General features: G+C 70.5%; 14 protein-coding genes. 6 read left to right on the forward strand and 8 right to left on the reverse strand.

All coding sequences use genetic code 11. From position 1 onward, the window contains the following. Positions 1-79 precede the first annotated feature (79 nt). The 4 genes from LUTJ29_RS0106765 (at position 80) to LUTJ29_RS0106780 (ending at position 5,224) form a co-directional block, all read left to right on the forward strand. Positions 80-1,135, forward strand: coding sequence for an aldo/keto reductase (locus LUTJ29_RS0106765; protein ID WP_027071865.1), 1,056 nt, complete (start codon positions 80-82; stop codon positions 1,133-1,135). Positions 1,136-1,241: 106 nt separating this feature from the next. After that, entirely contained in the window at positions 1,242-2,258 is a 1,017-nt protein-coding gene (locus LUTJ29_RS0106770) for a zinc-binding alcohol dehydrogenase family protein (RefSeq protein WP_027071866.1), read from the forward strand. Positions 2,259-2,378: 120 nt separating this feature from the next. Further along, the gene (locus LUTJ29_RS0106775) at positions 2,379-4,415 is read left to right on the forward strand and encodes an NADPH-dependent 2,4-dienoyl-CoA reductase (RefSeq protein WP_027071867.1); all 2,037 of its coding nucleotides are present in this window, start codon (positions 2,379-2,381) and stop codon (positions 4,413-4,415) included. A gap of 353 nt (positions 4,416-4,768) precedes the next feature. Next, positions 4,769-5,224 (forward strand): cell wall hydrolase, encoded by a 456-nt coding sequence (locus LUTJ29_RS0106780; RefSeq protein WP_027071868.1) that lies wholly within the window; start codon positions 4,769-4,771, stop codon positions 5,222-5,224. Between the two features lie 72 nt (positions 5,225-5,296). On the opposite strand, the gene prpE is transcribed toward LUTJ29_RS0106780, so the two are convergent. From prpE to LUTJ29_RS0106795, 3 genes are all read right to left on the reverse strand, one after another. Beyond that, positions 5,297-7,192 carry a propionate--CoA ligase gene (gene prpE / locus LUTJ29_RS0106785; RefSeq protein ID WP_027071869.1) on the reverse strand — a complete coding sequence of 632 codons (1,896 nt, stop codon included), beginning with the start codon at positions 7,190-7,192 and terminating at the stop codon, positions 5,297-5,299. Positions 7,193-7,435: 243 nt separating this feature from the next. Further along, on the reverse strand, positions 7,436-8,419 hold the full coding sequence (locus LUTJ29_RS0106790; RefSeq protein ID WP_027071870.1) for a malate dehydrogenase: 984 nt from the start codon (positions 8,417-8,419) through the stop codon (positions 7,436-7,438). Positions 8,420-8,755: 336 nt separating this feature from the next. Next, the gene (locus LUTJ29_RS0106795; protein WP_027071871.1) at positions 8,756-9,250 is read right to left on the reverse strand and encodes a peptidylprolyl isomerase; all 495 of its coding nucleotides are present in this window, start codon (positions 9,248-9,250) and stop codon (positions 8,756-8,758) included. 122 nt (positions 9,251-9,372) lie between these two features. Between LUTJ29_RS0106795 and typA the strand changes: the two genes are divergently transcribed. Together typA and LUTJ29_RS0106805 are read left to right on the forward strand one after the other, a co-directional pair. Further along, on the forward strand, positions 9,373-11,220 hold the full coding sequence (typA, locus tag LUTJ29_RS0106800) for a translational GTPase TypA (protein WP_027071872.1): 1,848 nt from the start codon (positions 9,373-9,375) through the stop codon (positions 11,218-11,220). Then, positions 11,217-11,783, forward strand: a complete 567-nt coding sequence (locus tag LUTJ29_RS0106805; RefSeq protein WP_027071873.1) for a 2'-5' RNA ligase family protein — start codon at positions 11,217-11,219, stop codon at positions 11,781-11,783. The genes typA and LUTJ29_RS0106805 overlap by 4 nt, the downstream gene beginning before the upstream one ends. 45 nt (positions 11,784-11,828) lie before the next feature. Here LUTJ29_RS0106805 and LUTJ29_RS0106810 read toward each other — a convergent pair whose 3' ends face one another. The 5 genes from LUTJ29_RS0106810 to rpoA form a co-directional block, all read right to left on the reverse strand. Continuing rightward, positions 11,829-12,932, reverse strand: a complete 1,104-nt coding sequence (locus tag LUTJ29_RS0106810) for a class I SAM-dependent methyltransferase (protein WP_027071874.1) — start codon at positions 12,930-12,932, stop codon at positions 11,829-11,831. 109 nt (positions 12,933-13,041) lie between these two features. Continuing rightward, positions 13,042-14,436: a 3-deoxy-7-phosphoheptulonate synthase class II gene (locus LUTJ29_RS0106815; RefSeq protein WP_027071875.1), complete on the reverse strand. Its 1,395-nt coding sequence runs from the start codon at positions 14,434-14,436 to the stop codon at positions 13,042-13,044. 79 nt (positions 14,437-14,515) lie between these two features. Next, positions 14,516-15,010 (reverse strand): disulfide bond formation protein B, encoded by a 495-nt coding sequence (locus LUTJ29_RS0106820; protein WP_027071876.1) that lies wholly within the window; start codon positions 15,008-15,010, stop codon positions 14,516-14,518. A gap of 172 nt (positions 15,011-15,182) precedes the next feature. Beyond that, on the reverse strand, positions 15,183-15,554 hold the full coding sequence (gene rplQ / locus LUTJ29_RS0106825; protein ID WP_027071877.1) for a 50S ribosomal protein L17: 372 nt from the start codon (positions 15,552-15,554) through the stop codon (positions 15,183-15,185). 219 nt (positions 15,555-15,773) lie between these two features. Next, the gene (rpoA, locus tag LUTJ29_RS0106830; RefSeq protein WP_027071878.1) at positions 15,774-16,772 is read right to left on the reverse strand and encodes a DNA-directed RNA polymerase subunit alpha; all 999 of its coding nucleotides are present in this window, start codon (positions 16,770-16,772) and stop codon (positions 15,774-15,776) included. Positions 16,773-16,781: the final 9 nt, after the last annotated feature.

The following is a 16,781-nucleotide window of genomic DNA, read 5'->3' on the forward strand; positions in this document are numbered from 1 at the left end:
TGCCAGTTTCTCTCTTTTTCGATGGTGCGCAAGCGCCGACAGTGCACTTCCGCCGCATGGCAGACGCAAGGAATCCCCCATGGAATACCGCACCCTCGGCAGTTCCGGACTGCACGTCTCCGTCCTCGGCTTCGGCGCCGGTACCTTCGGCGGCAGCGGCCCGCTGTTCTCGGCCTGGGGCGACACCGGCGAGGCCGAGGCCCGCCGCCTGGTCGACATCGCCATGGATGCCGGCATCAACTTCTTCGACACAGCGGACGTCTATTCCGACGGCGCCTCCGAACGCATCCTCGGCGCGGCGCTCAGGGGCCGGCGCGACCGGGTGGTGCTGTCGACCAAGACCGGCCTGCGCGTGGGCGACGGGCCCAACGACGCCGGCGCGTCGCGCCACCGCCTGCTGCGCGCGGTGGACGACGCTCTGCGGAGGCTCGGTACCGACTACATCGACCTGCTCCAGCTCCACGCCTTCGACGCCCGCACCCCGCTGGAGGAGACCATGGCGACGCTCGACGGCCTCGTGGCCGCCGGCAAGGTGCGCTACCTGGGCGTGTCGAACTTCTCGGGCTGGCGGCTGATGAAGGCGCTGGCGATCGCCGATCGGCGCGGCTATGCGCGCCCCGTCGCGCACCAGGCCTACTACTCGCTGGTCGGCCGCGACTACGAGTGGGAACTGATGCCCCTCGGGCTCGACCAGGGCGTGGACGCGGTGGTGTGGAGTCCGCTCGGCTGGGGCCGCCTGACCGGACGGATCGGCCGCGGTCGGCCGCTGCCGCCGGGCAGCCGCCTGCACGCCACCGCCGCGTACGCACCACCGGTCGATGACGAGCGCCTGTACCGCGTGACCGATGCGCTCGAGCAGGTCGCCGCCGACACCGGCAAGGCGGTCCCGCAGATCGCGCTGAACTGGCTGCTGCAGCGCCCGTCCGTCGCCACCGTGCTCGTCGGCGCGCGCGATGCGCGGCAGCTGGAACAGAACCTCGGCGCCACGGACTGGTCGCTGTCGCCCGCGCACCGCGCGCTGCTGGACGCCGCCAGCGCCATCACGCCGCCCTACCCCTACTATCCGTACTGGAACGGGATGTTCACCGAACTCGCCCCGCCGCCCGTTCCCCGCTCCCGGGAAGGGGCGCCATGAACGCGACCCCCGCGCCCGAACATGCCGCCGGCGGTGGCACCACGATGTGCGCCGACGACGTCCCCATCCTGGAACGTACCCGAACAGGAGATCCCCCATGAGCACCATGCAAGCCGTTGCCCTCACCCGCTACCTGCCGATCGATGATCCGCAGTCCCTGTTCGACTGCGAGCTCGACGTCCCCGCGCCCGGCCCGCGCGACCTGCTGGTGCGCGTCGAGGCGGTGTCGGTCAATCCGGTCGACACCAAGGTCCGCGCGCCCAGGCCGGAGGTGGAAGCACAGCCGCGGATCCTCGGCTACGACGCCGCGGGCGTGGTCGAGTCGGTCGGCGCCGAAGTCGCCGGCTTCAAGCCGGGCGACGCCGTCTACTACGCCGGCGACATCACCCGCCAGGGCAGCAACGCGCGCTTCCAGCTCGTCGACGAGCGGATCGTGGCGCGCAAGCCCGGCAGCCTCGACTTCGCCGCGTCCGCCGCCCTGCCGCTGACCGCACTCACCGCCTGGGAGCTGCTGTTCGAACGCATGGGCTACGCGTTCGAGGGCGGCGGCGACGGACGCGTGCTGCTGGTGATCGCCGGCGCCGGCGGGGTCGGTTCGGTGGCGATCCAGCTGGCGAAGATGGCCGGCTTCACCGTGGTCGCGACCGCCTCGCGCGAGGAAAGCGCGGCCTGGTGCCGCGATCTCGGCGCCAACCATGTCGTGGATCATCGCCAGCCGCTGGCACCGCAGCTGCAGGCGCTGGGCTTCGAGACGATCGACGCCGCGCTCAACTTCGCCGACACCGACCGCTACTGGACCGAACTGGGCGAGCTGCTGGCGCCGCTGGGACGCGTCGGGCTGATCGTCGAGCCCGCCGGTCCACTGCGCATCGGCGATCCGTACAAGGCCAAGTGCATCGGCATCCACTGGGAATTCATGTTCGCGCGGCCGAAGTTCAGGACCGCGGACATGGACCAGCAGGGCCGGATCCTGGCGCGCGTGGCGGAACTGGTCGACGCGGGCCGCCTGCGCACCACGGCGCGCGAGACGCTGTCGCCGATCAACGCGGCCAACCTGCGCGAAGCCCACCGGCGCCTGGAGTCCGGACGCAGCGTCGGCAAGCTTGTGCTGGCGGGCTGGTAACCGCGGACGCGGACCGGGGGCCGGGCCACGCCGGCGTCCCGGTTCCCTGCCCCCGGCGACTTGCCGCGAGGCCGCGTTCGCGGCATGGTGCGCAATCCGTACGCCAGCGTATCCCGAAGCATGACGGCCGACCCCGGAAACGCCAGCCCCTACCCGCACCTGTTCGCACCGCTCGACCTGGGCTTCACCTCCCTGCGCAACCGGGTGCTGATGGGGTCGATGCACACCGGGCTCGAAGACCGCAAGCGGGATTTCCCGAAGCTGGCGGCCTACTTTGCCGAGCGCGCCGAAGGCGGCGTGGCGCTGATCGTCACCGGCGGCTTCGCGCCCAACTTCGAAGGCTGGCTGACCCCGTTCGCCAGCCGCCTGGCCTGGCCGTGGGAAGCGCGCAAGCACCGCCAGGTCACCGGCGCCGTGCATGCGCATGGCGCCAGGATCTGCCTGCAGCTGCTGCATGCCGGCCGCTACGCCTACCACCCGCTGGCGGTGGCGCCATCGCGGATCAAGGCGCCGATCACTCCGTTCACGCCGCGCGAGCTCGGCGCGCGCGGCGTGGAGCGCACGATCGACGCCTATGCGAACGCCGCGAAGCTGGCGCGCGACGGCGGCTACGACGGCGTCGAGGTGATGGGCTCGGAGGGCTACCTGATCAACCAGTTCCTCAGCGCGCGCACCAACCGTCGCACCGACCGCTGGGGCGGCGACACCGCCTCGCGCATGCGCTTCGCGGTGGAGATCGTGCGCCGCGTGCGCGAGGCCTGCGGCCCGGACTTCATCATCGTCTATCGCCTGTCGATGCTCGAGCTGGTGCCGGACGGCTCGGACTGGAACGAGATCGTGCAGCAGGCGCGTGCGATCGAAGCCGCTGGCGCCACAATCATCAACACCGGCATCGGCTGGCACGAGTCGCGCGTCCCGACCATCGCCACCTCGGTGCCGCGTGCCGCGTTCGCCGGCGTCACCGCCAAGCTGCGCCCGCACGTGTCGCTGCCGCTGGTCGCCACCAATCGCATCAACATGCCGGACGTGGCCGAGCGGATCCTCGCACGCGGCGACGTTGACATGGTGTCGATGGCGCGGCCGCTGCTGGCCGACCCGCAGTGGGTGGCGAAGGCGCGCGCCGGCCGCCCGGAAGCGATCAACACCTGCATCGCCTGCAACCAGGCCTGCCTCGACCACGTGTTCCAGCGCAGGACCGCGAGCTGCCTGGTCAATCCGCGCGCCTGCGCCGAGACCGAACTCAATTACCTCCCCACCACGACGCGCAAGCGCATTGCCGTGGTCGGCGCCGGCCCGGCGGGCCTCGCCTGCGCCACCATCGCCGCGCAGCGCGGCCACGATGTGGTGCTGTTCGAACGCGACGCACGCATCGGCGGGCAGTTCAACCTCGCCCGCACCATCCCGGGCAAGGAGGAGTTCGGCGAGACGCTGCGCTGGTTCCAGCACCGCATCGTCGAGACCGGGGTGCAGCTGCGGCTCTCGACCGACGCGACGCCGGAACTGCTCTCGGGCTTCGACGAGGTCGTGCTCGCGACCGGCGTGGTGCCGCGGCAGGTGGATTTCGAGGGCCACGACCATCCGAAGGTGGTCGGCTACCTCGACGTGCTGCGCGGACGGGTCGAGCCGGGGCGTCGCGTGGCGATCGTCGGCGCCGGCGGCATCGGTTTCGACGTCGCCGAATTCCTGGTCCAGACTGCGCCGTCGCCGACGCTCGACGTGGAGGAATGGATGCGCGAATGGGGCGTGGATCCGGCGTTCGAGAGCGCCGGCGGCCTGCGCCCGCCGCGCGTGTCGCCGCCGCAGCGCGAGGTGTGGCTGCTGCAACGCAGCCCGGGGCGTCCCGGCGCGCGCCTGGGCAAGACCACCGGCTGGATCCATCGCGCCACGCTCAAGCACAAGGGCGTGCGCATGATCGGCGGCGTCGAGTACGTGGCCGTCGACGACGCAGGTTTCCATGTCCGCGTGGACGGACAGGCGCAGGTGTTGCCCGTGGACCACGTGGTCGTATGCGCGGGCCAGGAGCCGCTGCGCGCGCTGCATGCGCCGCTCGAGGCGGCCGGATGCCGCGTGCATCTGGTCGGCGGCGCCGACGTGGCGGCCGAACTCGACGCCAAGCGCGCCATCGCCCAGGCCAGCCGCCTGGCCGCGGCGCTCTGACGCGATGGAGCCCCGCGTCGTCGTTACAGCACATGCATCAGCCGCCGCTTTCATTGGCGACGGCAAGTGTTTGACGTCAAACGCACGCACGAGGCGTCGCGCGTTCGCGTCCGCGAAGCGCGCCATCCATGCGGCGGCTGCGTTCAGGAACGATTCGGACTTCGCCCCTTAGGGTGCGCGCACCTTTTCCCGCCCCCTCGATTGGCGGGTACCGGCCCGGCCCGCGCATCGCGGATTCCGGAGCCCGGGCGAAAGCGCCGCAGAGTCGCTGCCCTCCCCAACACGCCATGCCCGGTCATGCCGGCGCTCCTCCGTGGGCGCACGGCCGGGCGCAACGGAGCAAGGAGTTCCCGATGAAGCTGGACTGGATCCTGTGGCTCGCCTCGCTGATGTCCCCCGAGGCCGCCGATTCCCTTTGCCTGAGCACAACGCTGTACCTGGAAGCGCGCAACCAGTCCGTGCGCGGCCAGCAGGCGGTGGCCGAAGTCGCGCTGCGGCGCGAGGAAAGCGGCCTCTGGGGCGACTCGATGTGCGAGGTGGTGACCGCGCGCAAGCAGTTCGCGCCCACGATCGTCTCGCCGCGCACGCGCATGCACAACACCCGCGCCTGGGCGCAGGTGGTGGACGTGGCGCTCGAGGCCGAGCAGAACTGGGCGCTGCCGGTGGGCAAGCGCCGCGAGATCGTCCCCGGCGCGAGCCACTTCATGGCCCATTCGATCGCGAGCCCGAGCTGGCGCTACGCGCACCAGGTCGCGACGATCGGCGACCACACCTTCCTCAAGGTGCAGTCGCTCAAGCCCAAGGGCTGATCGACCTTATTCCCGCGACGGAACACGCAGGGACGGCGCGCAAACGCGCCGTCCCTTTTCGTGCCGCAATGCTCAGCTTCCCGCCTGCGGCCCGTCCTCCAGCGCGCGCCTGATCTCCTCCAGCGCGGCAGGATCGTCCAGCGTCGACAGGTCGCCCGGGTCGCGGTGCTCGGCGAGCGCCTGCAGCGAACGCCGCAGCAGCTTGCCCGAGCGCGTCTTTGGCAACGCGCCCACCACGTAGATGCGCGCGGGCCGGGCCACGCCGCCGAGCTGCTCCACCACCACCTTCTGCATCTGCTCGGCGGTTTCGCCCGGATCGGCGCCGCCGATGCGCTTGAGCGTGGCGAACACGATCGGCACCTGGCCCTTGACCTCGTCGTGCACGCCGATCACCGCCGCTTCGGCCACAGCCGGGTGGCTCGACACCGATTCCTCGATCTCGCGCGTGCCCAGGCGGTGCCCGGCGACGTTGATCACGTCGTCGGTGCGGCCGAGGATGAAGGTGTAGCCGTCCTGGTCGCGGATCGCCCAGTCCAGCGAGCTGTAGAGCAGCTCGCGGAAGTGGCTGAAGTAGCTGTCGACGAAGCGCTCGTCGTCGCCCCATACCGTGGTCATGCAGCCGGGCGGCAGCGGCGGCTGGATCACCAGCACGCCCTTCTCGCCGGCCGGCGCGTCCTCGCCGGTGACCTCGTTGATCACGCGCAGGTGGTAGCCGAGGTTGGGCAGGCCCGGCGAACCGAGCCGCACCGGCTTCATGTCGAGGCCGGGCAGCAGGGTGAGCACCGGCCAGCCGGTCTCGGTCTGCCAGTAGTTGTCGATCACCGGCTTGCCGAGCACGTCGGAGATCCAGCGCGCGGTCGGCTCGTCCAGCGGCTCGCCGGCGAGGAACAGGTGCTCGAACTTCGACAGGTCGCGGTCGGTGATGAACGAGGCGTCGTGCTTCTTGAGCACGCGCAACGCGGTCGGCGAGGAGAACATCGTGCGCACGCCGTACTTCTCGACGATCCGCCACCAGATCCCCGGGTCGGGCGAGGTCGGCAGCCCTTCGTACAGGATCGAGGTGGCGCCGGCGATCAGCGGCCCGTACACGTTGTAGGAATGGCCCACCACCCAGCCGATGTCGGAGGTGGAGAACATCACCTGGCCGGGGCGGATGTCGTAGACCGACCACATCGACAGCGCCAGCGCGACCGCGTAGCCGCCCACGTCGCGCTGCACGCCCTTGGGCCTGCCGGTGGTGCCCGAGGTGTAGAGGATGTAGCTCGGCTCGTTGGATTCCAGCCAGGCCACCGGCACCTGCGCATCCTCGTGGTCGCGGCGCAGGTCGGCGTAGAGCGCGTCACGCCCCTCGCGCAGCGGCAGCGGGCCGGCCAACCCGCGATCGACCACGACCACCCGCTCCGGCGGGTGCTGCGCGCGCTCGAGCGCGTCGTTCACCAGCGGCAGGAACGGGATCACCTTGCCGCCGCGGATGCCCGCGTCCGCGGTCACCAGCACGCGCGGGCGCGCGTCGTCGATGCGCACCGCGAGGTTGTGCGAGGCGAAGCCGCCGAACACGACCGAATGGACCGCACCGATGCGCGCGCAGGCGAGCATCGCGATCGCCGCGTCGAGCGTGTGCGGCATGTAGATCACGACCCGGTCGCCTCGGCCCACGCCCTGCGCCTGCAGCACCGCGGCGAACGTGTTCACCTCCCGGTGCAGCTCGCGGTAGGTGAGCTCGCGCACGCTGTCGGTCTCGGTCGACCAGCCCACCAGCGCGAGCTGGTCGCCGCGTTCGTCCAGGTGCCGGTCGACCGCGTTGTAGCAGAGGTTGGTCAGCCCGCCGACGAACCAGCTGCGGAACGGCGGCCGGGAATAGTCGAGGATGCGATCGGGCTGGCGGTGCCAATGGATGGCCTGCGCCTGCTCCGCCCAGAAGGCTTCAGGCTCCTCGATCGAGCGTCGATACCAGTCTTCGTACTTCACGACCATGGCTCCACGGAGACATGGCGCGAAGTCTGGACCCGCCCCCGCCGGGGGAGGTTAAGACCTTGGTCTTATGCCGGCAAAGCCTTGCACATCAATGGCTTGCGGCGCATCCGACATATTGATCGATCGGCTCAACCGGGTTGATCGAGACGGTCAATACCCGCATTTGCGCAGCCCGGCCAAGTGCCGGGCGCGCGAGGGAATCGCGGAAGGCGCAGCTGCCGCGCCTTCCGCATCGGCTCACAGCAGGTGGGCAACGCCCGCGCGTTCTTCCTCGAGCTCGGCCAGGGTCTTGTCGATCGCCTTCTGGCTGAACTCGTCGATCGGCAGGTCGCGCACCAGGGTGTACTCGCCATTCTCGGTCGTCACCGGGAAGCCGAAGATCAGGCCCTCGGGGATACCGTAGGAGCCGTCGGACGGGATGCCCATCGTCACCCACTTGCCGTTGCTGCCCAGCGCCCAGTCGCGGATGTGGTCGATCGCCGCGTTGGCCGCCGAGGCCGCCGACGACAGGCCGCGCGCCTCGATGATCGCCGCGCCGCGCTTGCCCACCTTCGGGATGAACTCGTTGGCGTTCCAGTCGGCGTCGTTGATCCTGTCCTTGAGCGACTCGCCCTTGACCGTGGCGAAGCGGTAGTCCGGGTACATGGTCGGGCTGTGGTTGCCCCACACCACCAGCTTCTCGATGTCGCCCACGGCCACGTTGGCCTTGGCGGCGAGCTGGCTCAGCGCGCGGTTGTGGTCCAGGCGCAGCATGGCGGTGAAGTTCTTCGCCGGCAGGTCCGGCGCGGACTTCATCGCGATGTAGGCGTTGGTATTGGCCGGGTTGCCGACCACCAGCACCTTGACGTTGCGCGAGGCGACCTTGTTCAGCGCGGCGCCCTGGGCGGTGAAGATCTTGGCGTTCTCCAGCAGCAGGTCCTTGCGCTCCATGCCCGGGCCGCGCGGGCGCGCGCCGACCAGCAGCGCATAGTCGGCGTCCTTGAACGCGACTTCCGGATCGTCGGTGCCGACCATGCCGGCCAGCAGTGGGAACGCGCAGTCCTCGAGCTCCATCATCACGCCCTTGAGGGCGGCCTGGGCCTTCTCCATCGGCAGCTCGAGCAGCTGCAGGATCACCGGCTGGTCCTTGCCGAGCATCTCGCCCGAGGCGATGCGGAACAGCAAGGCGTAACCAATCTGGCCGGCGGCGCCGGTGACTGCGACTCGGACGGGAGCTTTCATCGGGATTCCTCTTGCGAAGTGGACGGCGGGCGACGCTGGCCCGTCAGATGGAACCGGGTGCGGCCGCGCGGCCGTCGCGGCAGTGCGACGGCGCCAGGCGCAACGGGCGCATGCGATCGGCGCGCCCCTCATCGGCGTGCCCCCCGGCGACGGCGATGCGCGTGCCTTCCCGTGAGGACGGGCCCGGGCTCGGCACGGCCATGCGGCAGGCGGCTGGGGGCATCGCGGGGGTCTCTTGGGGGGCCGGCGGCAGGCGCCGGCGGGCCGATGGTGCAGCGCGGAATTCTAGCACGCGGGCTGCTGCGCCACCCCCGCCGCGCCCCGGGCCGGGCAGGCTCAGGCGGCCAGGATCCGGTTCCACTCGGCCACGCGATCGGCTTTCGCCGCCAGCACGGCCTCGGCGTCGCCCTCGATCCGGATCGAGCGGATACCGTCGCCCTGGCGGATGGCATCGACCACGTCCATGCCCTCGGCCACCTTGCCGAACACGGTGTGCTTGCCGTCCAGCCAGTCGGTGCGGATGTGGGTGATGAAGAACTGGCTGCCGTTGGTGTCGGGACCGGCGTTGGCCATCGACAGCACCCCGCGCTCGTGCGCCACGCCGTTGTCGGTCTCGTCCTCGAAGCGGTAGCCCGGGCCGCCGGTGCCAGTGCCGCGCGGGCAGCCGCCCTGGATCATGAAGTCGGCGATCACCCGGTGGAAGGTCAGGCCGTCGTAGAAGCCGCGCCTGGCCAGGTTGACGAAGTTGGCGACCGTCAGAGGCGCCTTGTCGGGGTACAGCTCGACCCGGATCGTCCCGCGGTCGGTGTCGAAAATGGCGGACAGGCTCATTGGTTCAGCTCCAGATGGCCGGAACGGCCGGCAGGCCCGCTATAATAGTCGGCTTCCCTTCCGCCCTCCCTGCGCCCTGCCGGCACCCGGCACCGGGTGCGGCCCGCCCGATGCCCGGATCCATGTCCATCGAACGCCTGCGCAATATCGCCATCGTCGCCCACGTCGACCACGGCAAGACCACCCTCGTCGACCAGCTGCTCAAGCAGTCCGGCACCCTGGACGAGCGCGCCGTCGTCCCGGAACGGGTGATGGACAGCAACGACATCGAGAAGGAACGCGGCATCACCATCCTCTCGAAGAACACCGCGATCCGCTGGACCAACCCGAAGACCGGCGAGGAGTGGCGGATCAACATCGTCGACACCCCGGGCCACGCCGACTTCGGCGGCGAGGTCGAGCGCGTGCTGTCGATGGTCGACTCGGTGCTGGTGCTGGTCGATGCCATGGACGGTCCGATGCCGCAGACCCGGTTCGTGACCCAGAAGGCGTTCGCGATGGGCTTCAAGCCGATCGTGGTGATCAACAAGGTCGACCGCCCCGGCGCCCGCCCTTCCTGGGTGCTCGACCAGACATTCGACCTGTTCGACCGCCTCGGCGCCAGCAACGAGCAGCTCGACTTCCATACCGTCTACGCCTCCGGCCTGCAGGGCTACGCAGGCCTCGACGAGAGCGTGCGCAGCGGCGACATGACGCCGCTGTTCGAGGCGATCTGCGAGCACGTGCCGGCCCCGCCGGTGGACCCGGACGGCCCGTTCCAGATGCGCGTGACCTCGCTGGACTACAACAGCTACGTCGGCGTGATCGGCGTGGGCCGGATCCAGCGCGGCAAGGTGCGGACCAACCAGCAGGTGGTGGTGGTGGCGCCCGACGGCAGCCGCCGCAACGCCAAGGTGCTGCAGGTGCTGGGGTTCATGGGCCTGGAACGGGTGGAAGTGCCCGAGGCGCAGGCCGGCGACATCATCGCCTTCTCCGGCATCGAGGGCCTGGGCATCTCCGACACCCTGTGCGACCCGGCCGCGGTCGAGCCGCTGCCGGCGCTGACCGTGGACGAGCCCACGATCTCGATGACCTTCCAGGTCAACGATTCGCCGTTCGCCGGGGTCAAGGAGCGCTCGGGCGGCAAGTTCCTCACCAGCCGCCAGCTGCGCGACCGCCTGGTGCGCGAAACCCAGCACAACGTCGCGCTGCGGGTGGAAGACACCGCCGACGCCGACAAGTTCAAGGTCTCCGGCCGCGGCGAGCTGCACCTGTCGATCCTGATCGAGAACATGCGCCGCGAAGGCTACGAACTCGCGGTGTCGCGCCCGGAGGTGATCCTGCGCGAGAACGACGGCGAGGTGCAGGAGCCGTACGAGTCCCTGGTCGTCGATCTCGACGAGCAGTACCAGGGCGGCGTGATGGGCCGCCTCGGCGAGCGTCGCGGGCAGCTGCGCAGCATGGAACCCGACGGCAAGGGCCGCGTGCGCCTGGACTACATCATCCCCGCGCGCGGCCTGATCGGCTTCCAGACCGAGTTCCGCACCCTCACCGCCGGCACCGGCCTGATGTTCCACGTGTTCGACCACTACGGCCCGAAGACCGACGGCGACATCGGCCAGCGCAGCAACGGCGTGCTGATCTCCAACGGCACCGGACCGTCGCCTGCCTATGCGCAGATCGCGATGCAGGAGCGCGGCCGGCTGTTCATCGAGCCGGGCGAGGAGGTCTACGAGGGCCAGATCGTCGGCATCCACGCCAAGGACAACGACCTCACGGTCAATGCCCTGCGCGGCAAGCAGCTGACCAACTTCCGCGCCGCGGGCAAGGACGACGACGAGGGCCTGGTGCCGCCGATCAAGCTGTCGCTCGAGCAGGCGCTGGAGTTCATCGACGACGACGAGCTGGTCGAGGTCACCCCCAAGGCGATCCGCCTGCGCAAGAAGCTGCGCACCGAAGTGGATCGCAAGCGGGCCAGCCGCGCGGCATGAGCGGCACGCTGTTCCCGGGCTGGCGGCCTGACGCGGCCGGACGGGAACAGCTGGCGGCGCTGGCCGCCCGCGTCGAGGCGGCATGGCCGGCCGATGCGCCGCGGCTGCGGATGCGGCGCCCGGACCAGTGGCACGCCACCCTGTGCTTTATCGGTCGCGACATGGCCCACGCCGTGACCCCGGCCCTGCTCGACGCCCTCGCGGGCGTAGCGGCCCGCGTCGCGCCGCTCGTGACGGAGATCGGCGGCCTCGACTACTGGCGCGGCCCCGGCGTGGTCGTCGCCCTGCCCCGCGACCCGGCGCCCCTGCAGGCCCTGTGCGACGGGATCGATGCAGCCGTGCGCGGCTGCGGCATCACCACCGCCCGGCCGACCACCCGGCCCCACGTCACCCTGGCCCACACCGACCGCGGCCTCCCCCACCTGCCGTGGCTGGCCGGCGTGGACGGCGCCGGCGGGCCATTGCGCGTGGACGGCTTCGAGCTCCTGTTCAACCCCGGGGCCCGCTACGAACCGCTCGGCAGCTGGCGGCTCACGGGCCGGGCCACCGCCATCGCGGGTTGAGCCGCCGCTTCGCCGCACGCCAGCGCATGTCGCGCACCGCGGCGGCTAGGCGCCGGCCCGCGGCTGCGTGCACAGCGCGCGCTGGCGCAGCGTGGCCTCGACGTGCCGTTCCGGCGACACCGGCACGTACCGGCGCTCGCCCGCCCAGCCGCGGTGGTGGAGTACGGCGATCATGTTCGACGCCGGGTAATCGCCCGCCTCCAGCCGCGACTGGTCGAGCGCGGCGAGTTCATCGATGAGGGCGGTGTCCTCGGCGCAGGCCGGGTCGAAGTTGAAGCCGATCCGGCGCTCGACGAAGGGCATGATCGCGCCGCCGAAGCTCAGGAAGCGCTCGAACTCGAACTCGCGCAGCAGGTTCGCCACCACGTCCTGGGCACGCACGCCCTCGTTGGAATACGCGGCGTGGTCGACCGGGAGATAGCGGTCGAGCACGCGCGCGTGGTAACGGTCGAAGCGCTTCTCCGCCGGCAAACGCCGCCAGTACGCCTGGACCACGGCCTCGACATCCGGCCAGGGGAGATGGCCGTTGCGGCCCACCACGTCCGAGGTGAGCAGCACGCCGTCGGCGGCAAGGCTGGCGCGCAGGCTCGCCGCAAACGTCTCCAGCGCCTCGACGTGGTGGAAGAACTGGTTGACGATGACGACGTCGTGCGGTGGCAGCGCGAACGGGCGGTTGCAGTCCAGCGCCTGCACGTCCAGCCAGGCGTCCAGCCCCCGCCCCCGGGCCAGCTCCACCGCCTTGCGCATCAGTCCGGCGTTGAAGTCGATGCAGGTCAGGCGCGCGTCGATCCCCTCCGCGCGCAGCCGACCGAGCAGCGCCAGCTCCATCGTGCAGGCGCCCGAGCCGATGCTGGCGATCGACACGCTGCCCTTGCGCGCGGCCATCGCCTTCGACTCTTCCAGGTACATGTGGTCGGGCGAGGCGACGCCGACGCGCCCGGCCAGGGGTTGCAGGTGGCGCCTGGCCCAGTACTCGAAGATCGGCCGCAGGGTCTCGCCCTGGTACTCGGGGACCACGCGGAAGGCGACCTGCTCGGCCACGGCCCGCAGCCGCCGCGACACGGGGGCCGGCAGCACCCTGGCCGCGGTGGACAGCCATCGCTTCGCATGGCGGCGGTTGCGGTAGACCCACCCCCTGATGCCGTCCATCTCCCCCCAACGCCGGTCGCTTGCCGGCGAGCCCGGCACCGGCGTCATTTCACCACATGGCGACCCGGGCGCGCCGCATCGCGGCGCCCGCTGCCGACCGGCCGGCGGATCAGGCGCTGACGGGCGGGTTGAGCTGGGCGTGCTTGCGCACGATCAGCATCGCCGTTTCCAGCGCCTGCTCGTAGTTCAGGCGCGGATCGACCGTCGAGCGGTAGGCCCGTTCGAGGTCGACCTCGGTGAGGTCGCGCGCGCCGCCGATGCATTCGGTGACGTCCTCGCCGGTCAGCTCCAGGTGCACGCCGCCGAGACGGGTGCCCGCGGCGGCGTGGATGTCGAACGACTGCTCGATCTCGCTGCGGATGTTGTCGAAGCGCCGGGTCTTGTAGCCGTTGCTGGTCGACTCGGTGTTGCCGTGCATCGCATCGCAGATCCACAGCACCCGGCGCCCCTCGCGCTTGACCGCGTCGAGCAGCGGCGGGAGCTTCTCCGCGACCTGCGCCGCGCCCATGCGGTGGATCAGGCCGAGCCGGCCCGGCTCGTCGTCCGGGTTGAGCACGTCGATCAGGCGCAGCAGCTGATCGGGCGTCACCGACGGACCGACCTTGACCGCGATCGGGTTGCGGATGCCACGGAAGTACTCGGTGTGCGCGCCATCGAGCGCGGCGGTGCGCATCCCGATCCAAGGGAAGTGGGTGCTGAGGTTGAACCAGCCCCACTGCCGCGGCACCTGCCGGGTCTGCGCCTCCTCGTACGGCAGCAGCAGCGCCTCGTGCGAGGTGTAGAAGTCCACCCGGCTCAGGTTGTGCACCTTGATCCCGGCCAGCGTCTCCATGAAGCGCACCGCGTCGCCGATGCCGGCAACCATCTTCTGGTACTCGCCCGCCAGCGGCGACTGCTTGACCCAACCCAGGCCCCAGTACTCGGGATGGTGCAGGTCGGCGAAGCCGCCGTCGATCAGCGAGCGCACGAAGTTCATCGTCATCGCCGAACGCGCGTGGGCCTTGATCATGCGCCGCGGATCGGGCCTGCGCGCCTGCGCGGTGAACGCCGGTCCGTTGACGATGTCGCCGCGGTAGCTGGGCAATTCGACGCCGTCGCGCACTTCGGTGTCGGCCGAGCGCGGCTTCGCGTACTGGCCCGCGAACCGGCCGACGCGCACCACGGGCAGCTTCAGCCCGTGCACCAGCACCAGGCTCATCTGCAGCAGCACCTTGAGCCGGTTGGAGATGATGTCCGAGTTGCACTCGGCGAAGTTCTCCGCGCAGTCGCCGCCCTGGAGCAGGAAGCGCTTGCCTTCCTGCGCCTCGGCCAGCTGCTGCTTGAGGCTCAGGATCTCCCACGAGGTCACCAGCGGCGGCAGCGCGCGCAGTTCTTCCTGGACCTCCGCGAGCTCCTCCGGATCCGGATACGTGGGCATCTGCATCGCCGGGCGGGTGCGCCAGCTGCCCGGATGCCAGTCGTCCGGAAGGTTCACTGCCTGGAGGGGTCGATCGGTCCTGTTCATGGTGCTGCCCGGTTGGAGCCGGCATGGTGCGCCGGATGCTGCGGCGCGTCAATTTCAGCTGCAACCGCCCCCGGAACGGTCAGCGGCGAAACGCCGCATGCAACGACCAGGCGGCGATGAGCACGAACCAGATGAGGCTCCACCACGGCATCGACAGGCCGAGGAAGGTCCAGTCGATCGCGCCGCAGTCGCCGGTGCCGGTGAGCACCTGCCGGACCAGGCTCGGGGTGTCCATGGTCTCGCGCATGAACGCGAACGGCGCGCCGCAGGCCGGGATCGGCGGCGGGAACAGCTGCAGCCAGACGTGCCTGCCGGCGACCCCGATCCCGGCGGCCGCGGCGGCCAGGACGACCACGCCCCAGGCCATGCGCCCGCCCCTGCCGCGCGGCGCATGCAGGCCGGCGGCGATTAGCACCACGCCCAGCGCGGCGAAGGCGATGCGCTGGAAGATGCACAGCGGGCACGGCTGCAGTCCCCAGGCGAACTGGCTGTAGATCGCGAAGGAGATCAGCGCGAAGCAGGCGGCGGCCGCGATCAGCATGCGGGCGCGGAACGACCAGGCGAATGGATTCATGGGGCCCTGGTGGCGGTGTCGGGAGCGGCATTATCGCCCGCCACCCCGCCACGCACGACCGCCGGCGCCGGCGAGCGGGCCCGTCGCCGCCTCCTGCCCGGCGAGGCCAGCGCCGGAAACGCAAAAGCCCCGGCCGGGGCCGGGGCTTTCGGGCGGAACGCGTCGCCGCGGATCAGGCGTCGTTCTGCGGACGGTCCACCAGCTCGACGTAGGCCATCGGCGCGTTGTCGCCGGCGCGGAAACCGCACTTGAGGATGCGCAGGTAGCCGCCCGGGCGGTTGGCGTAGCGCGGGCCCAGGGTGGTGAACAGGTTGCCCACGGCCACCTTGTCGCGCAGGCGCGAGAAGGCGAGGCGGCGGTTGGCGACGCTGTCGGTCTTGGCCAGGGTGATCAGCGGCTCGGCGACGCGGCGCAGTTCCTTGGCCTTGGGCAGGGTGGTCTTGATCAGCTCGTGCTTGAACAGCGAGGCGGCCATGTTGCTGAGCATCGCCTGGCGGTGGGCGCTGGTCCGGTTGAACTTGCGGCCGGCTTTCTGGTGGCGCATGGTCTTGGTTCCTTGCGGATTGGAAGGTTGAAACCCTGTACGTCTCTGTCGCCGTCCTGGCGCTGGAAGCGGACTGCGGATGGCCCTCGCCGGCATCCTTCGCCGGTCGTGCCGCGGGCTTGGCCCGTCGGCTCCCGCCGCCAGTGGCAGCGGGTGCACTGCATGGTGCTAACGCGTCGCGCGGGTGGCGGCCGAGCCGCTCCCGCGCGCGCTTGCTTCTCAGCCGAGCATGCCGTGGCTGGCGACGCCGGCCGGCGGCCAGTTCTCCAGCTTCATGCCGAGCGACAGGCCGCGCTGGGCCAGCACTTCCTTGATCTCGGTGAGCGACTTCTTGCCCAGGTTCGGGGTCTTGAGCAGCTCGACCTCGGTCTTCTGGATCAGGTCGCCGATGTAGTAGATGCTCTCGGCCTTGAGGCAGTTGGCCGAACGCACGGTCAGCTCGAGGTCGTCGATCGGGCGCAGCAGGATCGGGTCGACGCCCGGGGCCTGGCTCTTCTGGCTGCCGCGGTCGCGCTGGGTGAAGTCGCCGAACACCGACAGCTGGTCGGTGAGGATGTCGGCGGCGGTGCGCACGGCCTCCTCGGCGTCGATCGTGCCGTTGGTCTCGATGTCCAGGACCAGCTTGTCAAGGTCGGTGCGCTGCTCGACGCGGGCCGCCTCGACCTCGTAGGCCACGCGGCGGACCGGCGAGAACGACGCGTCCAGCATCAGGCGGCCGATCGCGCGGGTCTCCTCGTCGGGACGGCGGCGGGCGGCGGCCGGCTGGTAACCGAAGCCGCGCTCGATCTTCAGCCGGATGTTGAGCTGGGTGTCCTTGGTCAGGTGCGCGATCACGTGGTCGGGGTTGAGCACCTCGACGTTGTGGTCGGTCTTGATGTCGGCCGCGGTGACCACGCCCGGCCCGCCCTTGCTCAGGGTCAGGGTGGCGCTCTCGCCGGTGCCCATGCGGATCGCCACGTCCTTGAGGTTCAGAAGCACCTCGAGCACGTCTTCCTGCAGGCCCTCGATCGTGCTGTACTCGTGCAGCACGCCGTCGATCTCGACCTCGGTGATCGCATAGCCGGGGATCGACGACAGCAGCACGCGGCGCAGCGCGTTGCCGAGGGTATGGCCGTAGCCACGCTCGAGCGGTTCGATCACGACCTTCGCCCGGTTGCCCGAGAGGCGTTCGATCTGGGGACCACGGGGGCGCAGGACCTGGTTGGCGGTAACTGTCATATTCGTAGC

Origin of the sequence: Luteimonas sp. J29 (genome assembly GCF_000472505.1) — a bacterium.
In the GTDB taxonomy this organism is placed as follows: Bacteria; Pseudomonadota; Gammaproteobacteria; order Xanthomonadales; family Xanthomonadaceae; genus Luteimonas.

Bases quoted from the DNA above. Each gene is read 5' to 3' on its own strand.
- LUTJ29_RS0106805 (WP_027071873.1), top strand. From the start codon at position 11,217: ATGAGCGGCACGCTGTTCCCGGGCTGGCGGCCTGACGCGGCCGGACGG.
- LUTJ29_RS0106770 (WP_027071866.1), top strand. From the start codon at position 1,242: ATGCAAGCCGTTGCCCTCACCCGCTACCTGCCGATCGATGATCCGCAG.
- LUTJ29_RS0106815 (WP_027071875.1), bottom strand. From the start codon at position 14,436: ATGAACAGGACCGATCGACCCCTCCAGGCAGTGAACCTTCCGGACGAC.
- rpoA (WP_027071878.1), bottom strand. From the start codon at position 16,772: ATGACAGTTACCGCCAACCAGGTCCTGCGCCCCCGTGGTCCCCAGATC.
- rplQ (WP_027071877.1), bottom strand. From the start codon at position 15,554: ATGCGCCACCAGAAAGCCGGCCGCAAGTTCAACCGGACCAGCGCCCAC.
- LUTJ29_RS0106795 (WP_027071871.1), bottom strand. From the start codon at position 9,250: ATGAGCCTGTCCGCCATTTTCGACACCGACCGCGGGACGATCCGGGTC.
- LUTJ29_RS0106810 (WP_027071874.1), bottom strand. From the start codon at position 12,932: ATGGACGGCATCAGGGGGTGGGTCTACCGCAACCGCCGCCATGCGAAG.
- LUTJ29_RS0106790 (WP_027071870.1), bottom strand. From the start codon at position 8,419: ATGAAAGCTCCCGTCCGAGTCGCAGTCACCGGCGCCGCCGGCCAGATT.
- LUTJ29_RS0106765 (WP_027071865.1), top strand. From the start codon at position 80: ATGGAATACCGCACCCTCGGCAGTTCCGGACTGCACGTCTCCGTCCTC.
- LUTJ29_RS0106775 (WP_027071867.1), top strand. From the start codon at position 2,379: ATGACGGCCGACCCCGGAAACGCCAGCCCCTACCCGCACCTGTTCGCA.
- typA (WP_027071872.1), top strand. From the start codon at position 9,373: ATGTCCATCGAACGCCTGCGCAATATCGCCATCGTCGCCCACGTCGAC.
- LUTJ29_RS0106820 (WP_027071876.1), bottom strand. From the start codon at position 15,010: ATGAATCCATTCGCCTGGTCGTTCCGCGCCCGCATGCTGATCGCGGCC.
- LUTJ29_RS0106780 (WP_027071868.1), top strand. From the start codon at position 4,769: ATGAAGCTGGACTGGATCCTGTGGCTCGCCTCGCTGATGTCCCCCGAG.